The organism is Maribacter sp. LLG6340-A2 (assembly GCF_045057105.1).
In the GTDB taxonomy this organism is placed as follows: Bacteria; Bacteroidota; Bacteroidia; order Flavobacteriales; family Flavobacteriaceae; genus Maribacter.
Map to the genome: position 1 here is coordinate 3,666,192 of NZ_CP159332.1, position 11,674 is coordinate 3,677,865.

General features: G+C 37.8%; 4 protein-coding genes. All 4 read right to left on the reverse strand.

Translation table 11 applies throughout. The features are described 5' to 3' along the window. Nucleotides 1-178: 178 nt before the first annotated feature. The 4 genes from ABVM52_RS15475 to ABVM52_RS15490 all read right to left on the reverse strand — a co-directional run bounded on the left by ABVM52_RS15475 (nt 179) and on the right by ABVM52_RS15490 (nt 11,664). On the reverse strand, nt 179-4,348 hold the full coding sequence (locus tag ABVM52_RS15475) for a two-component regulator propeller domain-containing protein (RefSeq protein ID WP_405381980.1): 4,170 nt from the start codon (nt 4,346-4,348) through the stop codon (nt 179-181). A gap of 28 nt (nt 4,349-4,376) precedes the next feature. Continuing rightward, on the reverse strand, nt 4,377-6,551 hold the full coding sequence (locus tag ABVM52_RS15480; protein ID WP_405381981.1) for an alpha-glucuronidase family glycosyl hydrolase: 2,175 nt from the start codon (nt 6,549-6,551) through the stop codon (nt 4,377-4,379). Nucleotides 6,552-6,761: 210 nt separating this feature from the next. Continuing rightward, nucleotides 6,762-10,070 (reverse strand): VCBS repeat-containing protein, encoded by a 3,309-nt coding sequence (locus ABVM52_RS15485; RefSeq protein WP_405381982.1) that lies wholly within the window; start codon nt 10,068-10,070, stop codon nt 6,762-6,764. A gap of 109 nt (nt 10,071-10,179) precedes the next feature. Next, on the reverse strand, nt 10,180-11,664 hold the full coding sequence (locus ABVM52_RS15490) for a RagB/SusD family nutrient uptake outer membrane protein (RefSeq protein ID WP_405381983.1): 1,485 nt from the start codon (nt 11,662-11,664) through the stop codon (nt 10,180-10,182). Nucleotides 11,665-11,674: the final 10 nt, after the last annotated feature.

Genomic DNA, 11,674 nt, shown 5'->3' on the forward strand with positions numbered 1-11,674 from the left:
GGCTACTGTAAGGGTTTAAAAGTACATGCTACATTTAATAACTATTGTAACAATTGAAGCAATGCATACGAAACTTGTTGCATTGGCAGGAAATCTTCCAGAAATGAAATTTCCGTTAAAAAGGAGCATTGTTTTTATTGAAAACATACACTTTTGACATTTCTTAAGGTAGCGATTTTTATTCACTAATAGTTTTTAATTCCGTTGGGAGCATACCAAATTCATTCTTAAAACATTTACTAAAATAGGAGGGTGATGAAAACCCGACATTGAATCCCACCTCGCTAATAGATTCACTACCGTTTTCTATCATTTGCTTTGCTCTTTCCAATCGTATTTTTCTAATAAGTTCATTGGCCGTCATACCGGTTATAGCCTTAATCTTTCTATAGAGTTGACTTCTACTTAACGACATGTCATCTGCCAAATGCTCTACATTTAAATCTGTTTCACCAATATTTTCATTAACATAGTCCAACACTTTTTCCATGAAGCTTTTATCAATAGCGGTGGTGTTCTGTAACAGGGTAATCTTATTTTTATCATTGATATTGTTCTCCAGAAATTGTTGTCTACTTTCTATTAACCGTTTTAAATATGAACGTAGTACCTTCATTTCAAAAGGTTTGGTCAAGTAGGCGTCTGCCCCGGCATCAATTCCTTTCACCTTTTCGCTGCTCATTGCTTTAGCGGTCAGCATAAGCACGGGAATATGGCTGGTCTTTAAATCAGCTTTTATTCTTGTACAGAATTCAAATCCGTCCATTTGTGGCATTATAATATCGGTTATAATGATATCCGGTATACCTTGTAAGGCCATTTGTAGACCAATATGACCATTGTCTGCCTCTGCCACAACATAATCTGCACGTAGTTTGTTCTTTAGGTAGTTTCGTAATTCTATATTGTCTTCTACGATAAGCACGGTTTTTTTGTCTTTCTGCAAACCAAGAAAAGTAACGCCCTTTTTGCCATCTATTTCAACTTGGGGCTCCGTTGTGGAAATTGGAATACTATCCACGGTTTTATTGGTTGTATATTCTGAAGCTTTTAAATGCTTTTTGCCCAATGGAAACAACAGTGTAAATTTTGTGCCTTGCCCTTCTTCGCTTTCTACGTTTACTATTCCCTTATGTAATTGAACAAAGCTTTGCACCAATTCTAATCCTATGCCGGTGCCTGTGGCTCCATAATATTGTTGATTTTTATTGGATGCTTGATAAAAACGTTCAAATATATGTGCAATATCCTCTTTGCTGATACCCGTACCGGTGTCTTCTATAGTGATCTCTAAAGCATTTATTGGTTCTACTTCATCAATTAGCGGAAAGGAAATTTTCTCCTTGCACTTATAGACGCTAACGGTAATGACGCCATTTTCTGAGGTAGCCTTGAATGCGTTGGACAATAAATTAAAGATAACCTTTTCCAATAATCCGGGATCGCCCCAGAAATCAGTATCTCGATCATCGGTCTCTAAGGATAATAAAATATTTTTTTCAAAAGCCTCTTCTTCAAAATGTTCAGAGATTTCCTGTACAAATTTGTAGGCATTTATGTTGGAGGCGTTCAAGGTAAGTCTATTGAGATTCAATTTCCTAAAATCCATAAGTTCATCAACCAGGTTTTTCAACCGTTGTGCGTTTCTGTAAATGATTCTGTGCTTTTCCTTCAGCCCCTTATTTAACTTATATTGACCGTTTTCAACAATATCCATTATAGGATTTATGATCAAGGTCAAAGGAGTTCTGAATTCGTGTGAAATATTGGTAAAAAACTGAATTTTTTTCTCGTTCAACAATTCTTCTTGCTGGCGTTGGGCTCTTTCAAACTTGATCATACGTCTCTCCTCAATTCTTTTATGGAGAAACCAATTAAGTAGTAAAGCAAAGCCTATGGTCAATATTAAATATCCAAATATTGCCCATTTTGTGGCCCACCATGGGGCAAGAACGGTGATCGGCAACGAAAGCGGACTTTCTGTCCAAATACCATCGTTGTTAGACGCTTTTACATGAAAAATATAGTCCCCTGGTGATAGATTGGTGTATGTGGCCGTTCTTGTATTGCCAACATAATTCCAGTTATCCTCAAAACCTTCTAAATAATAGGCATATTCATTATTGTTGGCCCTAGTGAAATTAATTGCTGCAAATTCTAGTGTGAAAACAAATTGGTTGGGCTTTAAGGTAAGTTGCTCCACCTCATTAATACTTTTGGAAATAGGGGAATCTTTTGCCGTTGGTGAAACTGATTTATTAAATAGCTTTAAATCTGTAAAATATACTTTAGGTTTGGTCTCGTTCTGTACAATATTGTCTGGATGAAAATAATCTATACCTTCATAATTACCAAAGTACAATAGCCCGTTCCGGTCCTTGGTTACGGCATTAAAATTAAAATTATTGGCCAATAAACCATCTTCTCTATTATAGTTTAAAAATTGATCGGTGCTTGTATTCAACATGGCCAGCCCCGTTTCACCGCTAACCCAAATGTTATGATTGTTATCTTCTATGATAGATGATATGTTTTCTATTAAAAGACCATCATCCTTGCCATACCAAACTATTTCATTGACTTCAGGATTTATTTTACAAAGGCCTTTGCCATAGGTGCCTACCCATATATAATTAGCTTCATCCTCATATAGTGCCCTGACATTAATATTACCGGTAAGATTCTGATTTTTAGCTAAAACTGAATTCAACAAAACGGTCTGTAATGTATTGTCCTTGTTAGAACCATTAGTGCGTACAAGTCCGTTTGGTCCACCGATCCAAATGTTATCGGTATGGTCTACCATTAACGTACGTATATGGCCCTCTATTCCTAACGATGAGTTGAAAGAAGTGTTGGTGTGGTTCTTAATCTCCCTGGTTTTTGGATCAAATGAATGGAGGCCACCAAAAAAAGTGGCAATCCATATCGTGCCTTTAGAATCTTCTGCAAAACTTGTAATGCTATTGGAAGTAAGGCCACCATGGGTGGTTTCTATATTATAGTTGATAAAAGTGCGTTCACCCTTGGGAAGAAAATAAATGCCTGAACTCCAAGTGCCTGCCCATAAATTTTCTTGGGAATCAAGGAATAACGTTTGCACGTCTAAATTGTCAAAACCTTTATAGCCACTGCTCTTACTGTCCGATAGGTGATAAAATTGATTGGTTACTGGATTATATTTATCAATACCGCCGCCATCCATGGCTATGTACAACGTATTGTCACCAGATTGTACAATACCAGTTACTGAAGGGGATTGTAATGAATTTTGGCTGTACGGAAGACTTTGTAAATTCTCAAATTTGTCATACAGTTTATCATGTACACCAATTCCTTTATTGTAATATCCAAGCCAAATACGCTCTTGGTTGTCAATAAAAACAGACCAGATAGAATTGGAACGGATACTATTGTATTCAGACTTGTTATATTTATAATTATGTTGAGGGTTGCCCAATTTATCAATTAAAAATAAACCGTCGTTTTCCGTAGCGCAAAGTATCGTATTGTTTTTCAATGCTTTAATATCAAAAATACGTTTGTCCGTAAAATCAAAATTTTCTATGGTAAAATAACCGTTGGCTTCTTGTTTTACTTTTATCAATCCATCTTTAAATGTCCCAATTAATAAGTCACCGTTCTCTTCTATTAAAAGCGATTGAATAGCATTTGTAATACGTTGGTTTCCATTTTTTGTTAGGAATTTTTTTTGTTGCAGCTTATTCTGTTTCTTGTCATAGGCAAACAGTCCTAAATTGGAACCTATTAACATATTACCATTTGGCAAAGGCACTAAAGCGTTTATTACGGATTTTGATATTTTGTGACCGGGCTGTTCCTGAAGTTTTTCTACAGAAAAGGTATTTGGGTTCACCATATATAACCCAAGTGTAGGAGTTCCTACATAAATGGTTCCGGAATTATCTTCCCCAAGGGAATATACCTGAGTTTTTTTTTGATCGGCTTTATTGCTGATCAATTTTATTCGGGTAAAATTATCAAAAGTAGAATTATACCGGCTTAAACCTTCATCAGTACCGATCCAAAGTTGCTTGTTAGAATCTATAAACAATGTGTTTACAATAGAACTTTGAATGGTTGTGGTGTCATTTACTTGGTGTTTATAGGCTTTTAAATCCGTACCATTATATTGGTAAAGGCCTTCGCCATAGGTAGCGATCCAAATTAGGCCATGCTGATCTTGAACAATTTCTGTAATGGCACTTTTTGGGATACCCTCGTCAATAGTGAAAAAGTTATAGGTATTGGTATTGTTTTGAGCTGCTGCCTTCAACACTAGTATGCAACAGAACAAGCTAATTATATACCTTACTTGTATTTTCATTTTAGTACCTATTTATTGACCTCATTTTTTAGTTCCATCGTGGTCGTATGCCCGGAGCAAAAGGAAATTTAAGCGATTTATATTCTTTAAGTGTTTTGCTAGGTTTTTCTACACCGTTAGGTAAAGGTCTTTTGGAAAAAGACTGAAAATATAATAGGCAGGCATCTCGCCACCATTTGGCTTCCCTAAGTTGAATTTGTAAAAGCATGCTTACTTCTTCATACTCATGATTGGTTACATACGGTTTGGCCTTTTCCCAAGTTGTGATCATATCATTGACCTGATCTACGCCTTCTTGATATTTTTCTGCAATACCGTTCCATAAAGTTTTTCCATTTTTAAGTTGGTAATCCCATGGAAGATGATGAAACCATAACAAATATTTTTCTGGCGTTGTCTTTGGATCATTGAATTTTTTTTCCAAAAATGGGGCATATTGCTCCGTAGCGTTACTACCTGATGTGGTACGGTCAAAACCAATACCTTTTTCATCTGCTTTGTGGTAATACACAGGGTTCCAATCTGGTCTGCTTAAGTTATCTACCCATGGTCCAGGACCGTAATGGTGCCCAGTATCAAAAATATGATGCAGCCCTAAGGGATTCATATAATTTACCACCGCTTCTCTAGACATAAGCATCATTTTCTTTACTGGGGAAATAAAATTTTCATCATTACTGTATGTGGCCCTTAACCATTCTTCTGCTATTTTTTCCGAACTTAAATAGGGGTCCCATGCTAAACGTCCAAAGCCATACCAATTAGCCTGTGCAAAGGGGTGTCCTGTCCAGTTTAAGTCATTACCTATGTTAGACACACCGGCCATAACACTGATCGTATTGTTATATAAGCTGCCGTCTATTACTTTGGCAACGGTAGACCCTGGGCCTTTTTGATAGGTATCCGCATCTAAAACCTCTTCAAATAATTTGGGTAAATACACTAGGTGTGTGCTAAAACCAAGATATTCTTGGGTAATCTGAAATTCCATGGCAATTGGGGTTTCCTTTAATGCCCCGAACATTGGGTGAAAGGGCTCCCTAGGCTGAAAATCTATGGCCCCATTCTTTACCTGTACCACCACATTATCATCAAAATTACCATCATAGGGTAAAAACTCACTATAAGCTTGCTTGGCCCTGTCCGTATCATCATGTTCAGAATATACAAAGGCCCTCCATATTACATTACCGCCATGGGACTTTAACGCCTTGGCCATCATATTAGCACCATCTACATGATTGCGACCATAATTTTGAGGGCCTGGTTGTCCTTCGGAATTTGCTTTGACCAAGAACCCTCCAAAATCTGGTATTCGTTTATAGATTTCGGCTGTTTTGTCATTCCACCATTGTTGAACCTCTACATTTAACGGGTCTGCAGTTTCCAATCCACCAATTTCCATGGGCGCCGAAAAACGTGCCGTTAAATATACTTGGATGCCGTAGCCTCTAAAGACATTCGCCAAAGCTTCTACTTTTTCTAGATACATAGGGGTTAGTACCAAAGCATTTGCGTTAACATTGGTAAGAACTGTAGCATTGATACCTATAGATGCATTTGCCCTGGCATAATCTATATAACGTTGATCAATATATTCCGGTAATTTTTGCCAGTTCCAAAGAGAGAACCCAGCATAACCACGTTCAACGCTACGGTCTAAATTATCCCAATGATTTAGCATTCTTACCTCTATTTTAGGACTATCCGTCAATGATACTTCCTCCAGGTTTTCATTCATCTGCATTAGGTTCAACAACCTAAATGTGCCGTACAAAATACCAATGTCCGTTCTGGCACTGATTACGGTAATATTCTTATTGTTGAAAACTGTTGACTTAATGATAAAGCCTTCATCATTAACCTTTGCAAATTCCTTTTCAAATTGTTTTTTTAAGGTATTGGGTAGTTGGTCATACGGTGCTATAATTAATGAGCTCTCCGTTTCCATATGTTCAGAAAAAACAACTGGTTTTCCCAACATCTGGGGTAGGGCAGTGGCCAATTCGTTTTTTGCGTTGCTTAGCACATCGGTACCAGCGGGAAAATAGATTTTAGTTACAATGTTTGAATATTCCTGTACTTTGGGTCCTGATTCAATTTTACTATACTTTAACCAAAGTTTATAATCCTCTAAATGCTGACTTTTTGCTGAGGTCGTAATAAGCGTTACTATGAGGATTAACGTTTTAAGTTGTTTCATGCTGATAATAGTTTAATAGTGGTGCTACCTTTAAAAATAGTATAATTGAATTTATTTCAGTTTATTTTGTGAATTCTTCAATGAAAGACATGCGATACTACGTAGGATGTAATAAAGGATGCTGATTCCTTTAATTAAAAGCTGCCATTGTCTTTATCCGACTAGCTAAGCACCTATTTAATAAATAAAAGAGGCACTACAACCTTTTCGTTAATTCCACTTTATAAACTGTAGATAATCATTGTTCTTGGCTGCTATAATATAAGCTTCATCTTTACCGCTATGTATCATGGCCATGTTCTTAACATCTCCAGGAATAAACAAACCGGAACTATTTGCTTCATTTGCCGTGAAATTACCATTGCCGTCGCCGGTAAGTAGCATTCCGTAAGAAGCATCGTTTCTTGGTGTTTCTACTTCTGATACATACAGGTTACCAGCTAAAATGATATCTAGATTGCCGTCTTTATTATAATCATCCACTAAAAATTGGTTAATGCTAGAGAGTTGTGCCTCCACGGGCAGTTGATGAACAATAAATTTGCCTTGGTCATTTTCCAGATATACACTGGCAAAAGATTTTACTTGATAGTGAACAGCCGCCTGCAAGGACTTTTCTGTATATACATCCTCTAGGGTAGCTTCCGCAAAACTTTCATAATTCTGAAATTTTTGTTTAATGGCCGGTATTTGTTGGGAAGAGCATTGTCTGCCCCGTAACGGGTATTGCTTGCCTTCATTATAATAACTTAGAACGATATCATCTTTGCTATCCTTGTCAAAATCGTTGACGAAAATGTCAAAGGTTTCGTTTTCCGTGGCTTTGTATTTGTAATTAAGGCCATTGTTGCCCACTATGTAGTCCATATCCCCATCATTATCAAAATCTCCTTGCTCAATACTCCACCACCATCCCGTAGTGTCCAAATCCATCCCCATGGCTTCGGAAACTTCCGTAAAACGGGTACCGGTATTTTTAAATACCCTAATGGGCATCCACTCCCCAACTACTATAATATCTTCCCAACCATCGTTATCGTAATCTGAAATCACTGCGCTGGTTGCCATACCTAATTCCTTAAATTCCTTTGGCATCATGCTTTCCCCAAATTGAAATTTAGGTTGGTCGGCATTCCCTATATTTTCTAGGATATAACTATCCGCAGGTTTAGGGTAATTTCCCGGTACCTGTCTTCCCAAAATCAATAGATCATTATCACCATCTTTGTCAAAATCGGTTGCGTACACTTTAGAACCACTTGTTTTGATGTCCGGCATATGGGCTCCATCCAATTTTTTAAAATTACCGGTGCCATCGTTAATATAAATCCTGTCCTTGAGTTGGTCTGCATTGCGTGAGAATTCATAGCCGCCACTTACTACGTAAAGGTCATTGTCGCCATCTTTATCTGCATCAAAAAATAGCGCACCTACATCTTCCTTTGCACTATCTTCCTCCAAAAATGGGCTTTCTATTTTGATAAATCCGTTATCACCCTGTAAAAAGATACTGCCTGCCTGCTTTGCGGATCCTCCAATAAAGTAATCTTCCAGCTGGTCACCGTTAATATCGCCTACGGCCAGCGCGGGACCAAATGCCGACATTTGATGCGGTAATAGCACTTGGGTGGCAAAATCATCATAATAATTTTCGTTATGTCTATGCGATGGAAAAATAGTAGTAGTATCCGTTGTAAATAATTTTGAATTGCTTGTAGTTTTTTCCTCTTGACCTTTAGCATCTTTATAGGAAAGTACCAAGTGTTGGTTGGTATCTACATTCGTTAATTTTTGCACGCTACCATCTGTCCAAACCGCTTTTAATTCCTTGATCTTTTTGTGTTTGCCCAGGCCAAAGTGAAGTTCTGGTGCAACAGAGGACTGGAAGCCCCGTGTTAAGGTTAATTCTTGTACTTGGGTACCTTCATCTGTGGTTAGGTAAACCCTATTACCCAATCCGGAAGTGTTTCCCTGTTGTCCTTGAAATTTGACGGTTAGGTATGCGTTTGTATTAGTACCCGTGTTCTTGAATACCGATGCTTTGTCATCAATATTATTGGTAATAATTTCCAAGTCCCCATCATTGTCCAGATCTGCATAGACCACACCATTAGAAAAACCTTTATAGTTGATGCCCCATTTGTCATTGGACATCTCAAAATTTAAATCTCCCTTGTTCTGAAATATAAAATTTTCAATTTTTTCCGATGGAATACTATGGCTTAGTTGTAAAAGGGTATCATTGTCAATTTTTATTTTATCCAATTTGTTAAAGTAATCGTTGTTGTTGATTTCCTTTCTGGTACCGTTTGAAACAAATAAATCTTTATTGCCATCATTATCAAAATCTGCAAATAAAGGACCCCAACTCCAGTCTGTGGAAGATGTTCCCGTTATTCTTGAAACGTTAGAGAAATGAGGTACTCCATCCGTATAGACCCCAGAATTCAACTGTAGGCAATTGTGCATATATTGGTAGTGAAAGCCTGCGTTTACCACATCCCAAAATAAGGACGGATTCATACTGGCCATGTTTGCTTTTTTTCGTCTGTTGCTTCTGGCATCCATATCCACTTGAAAAATATCCAAATTTCCATCATTGTTAATGTCTGCAATATCCGTTCCCATTCCATAGAATGCGGTATGTGCGGTAGCTTGTTTCACCACCTCTTTAAATGTACCGTTTTGATTGTTGAGGTACATAAAATCCGGGGAGTTAAAATCATTGGATACATATAAGTCTGGCCAACCATCATTATTAATGTCCCCAACGGTAGCACTTAGGGTAAGGCCAAAATTCTTTACACCGGCAGTTGCGGTTACATCAGTAAACGTACCGCCATCATTTCTATACAAATGGTCAGATTCATGATCGTCCAAATTGTTCATTTTAAACGTATAGTAGAATGTGGGCGATTTAAAATTGGTAGGGGGGTAGTTGGCTACATACATATCTATATCCCCATCCTTATCGTAATCAAAAAAAGTGGCCTGTACGCTGTTTCCTATATCTGCTACGCCATATTGGGCAGCTTTTTCCGTAAATGTGCCGTCTGTATTGTTAATGAACAATTGATTTTCCTTAGGGCCAAATTTTCCGCCTACGGAACAATATATATCCAAGTAACCGTCACCGTTGATATCTGCCATGGTAACTCCCGTATACCAACGATTATCTCCGGCTACACCCGCTTTTTCGGTGATATCCTCAAACTTTAAGTTTCCTTTGTTCAAATAAAGTTTATTAGGTACCTGGTTGCCGGTAAAATAAAGGTCCAAAAGTCCGTCATTGTTAATGTCCCCAGTAGAAACACCGCCTCCCATATAAAGGTAGGAATAGGTGAAATAGTTTAGGGAGTCGTTCTCTGTGAGTGTATTACTAAATTCAATACCGGTTTGGGAAGGGGTAAGCATAGAAAAGATTTTACCTTCAACCGGCGTTTCTACTTTTGTACAATTTATAAGGGTCAATACCCCTAAGAAACAGATTAGCGGTCTAAGTAATATCGTTAATTTCATAGTACTATAATTTGCCATTAAAATAAGGTAATCTATTCAATAATATTGAAAAAGCAGCACGTTTTCACGTACTGCTCAAATCAAACTAAACTAACTCAAAAAAACTATTTTAATACCCAGGATTTTGATCTGCTGCGGTTACATTTTCGTTTGATGAGATTTCCCTGTCAGGTATAGGCCAAAGCTCATTTTTACCAGCTTGGAAATTAGTTCCTGCCAATTCCGTAGCGGCTAGATTCCATCTTAGAATATCATTGAAACGAACTTGCTCTCCGGCCAGTTCTACTTTTCTTTCATGAACGATGGCATCAAAAACTTCAGCTTTAGATAAACCATAGGGTAAATCATCTAATGATGCTCTTTCCCTAACTTCGTTAATATAATCAATGGCATCATCTTGTGTACCTACTTCATTTTCACATTCTGCCATCATTAACAATACATCGGCATAGCGTAAATATTTAAAGTTGATACCGGATTCTTGATCTTCATTGGCATCCTTATAATAATTCTGATATTTTTTCCATCCAGCACGTCTTTCTTCACCCGCGGTCAACATTTCTGCTGTAACAGTACCACCAGCAAATGTATCTCCGACCGAGTAAAAGGTATCGGCATATCTTGTATCTCCGGGCTCATATTCGTCCAAAAGATCATCTGAAGGAAAAACATTGAACCAGTCGTTAAATCCGTATTCCTGACCCCTAAAAGTAGCTTCATTTGGTCCGGCACCGGTTACCGATGAGTTCCATTTGGCACTAGCTCCCAAAGCATCATCGTACTCTATTTCAAAAATAGATTCAATGCCATGCTCGGTCTCTTCGGTGAAGTTGTCAAAATAATTTGGCTCTAGTTCATATCCTGAAAGTTTTTCAAACTCGGTCAAGGCCAATGCGTGTTCACCTCTGAACAAATATACTTTACCTAATAGGGCAATGGCCGCACCTTGTGTAGCTCTACCATTATCTTCTTCGCTCTTTGGCAATAAGCTAGCGGAAGCCTCTTTTAGATCAGATATGATCAGGTCATAGACCTCACTAGCAGGAGACTTGGCTATACCTTCCGTGGTAGTTGGTATTTCCGTGATTAAAGGCATGTCACCAAACCTTGTTACCAACAAGAAATTGTAAAGTGCGCGCAAGAATTTGGCTTCGCCAATGAACTTCTGCTTGGTAGCACTACTAACGATTGCATCATCTATGGCATTAATGGCTTCTTCATTTCCAATAACAAAGTTGGCTTTGTTAATACCTCTATAGCAGCTTTCCCAATAATCTGCAATTGGACCGTGGCTGGAGTCAAAGGAAAAATCAAGGTATTGTCTTTTATCCGCTTCCAATTGTGGGTTACCATCGTTCTCATGAGACATGTTGTCTTGGGAAAAGAACATGTGTCTGGAATACAGGCCTCTAGTCTGTAGGTTGGCATAAACTGCATTTACCGCAGATTGTACCTGTGCTTCGGTCTTAAAAAATGTTTCGGGAGACAATCCGTTAGGATTAACCAGCTCCAAATCATTTTCACTACACGCATTTATGATCACCATTGCGGTGAATAGCGCGAACATTGAAAAAATAATTTTTGTTGATTTCATATTTCTTTTC

Bases quoted from the DNA above. Each gene is read 5' to 3' on its own strand.
- ABVM52_RS15475 (WP_405381980.1), bottom strand. From the start codon at position 4,348: ATGAAAATACAAGTAAGGTATATAATTAGCTTGTTCTGTTGCATACTA.
- ABVM52_RS15480 (WP_405381981.1), bottom strand. From the start codon at position 6,551: ATGAAACAACTTAAAACGTTAATCCTCATAGTAACGCTTATTACGACC.
- ABVM52_RS15485 (WP_405381982.1), bottom strand. From the start codon at position 10,070: ATGAAATTAACGATATTACTTAGACCGCTAATCTGTTTCTTAGGGGTA.
- ABVM52_RS15490 (WP_405381983.1), bottom strand. From the start codon at position 11,664: ATGAAATCAACAAAAATTATTTTTTCAATGTTCGCGCTATTCACCGCA.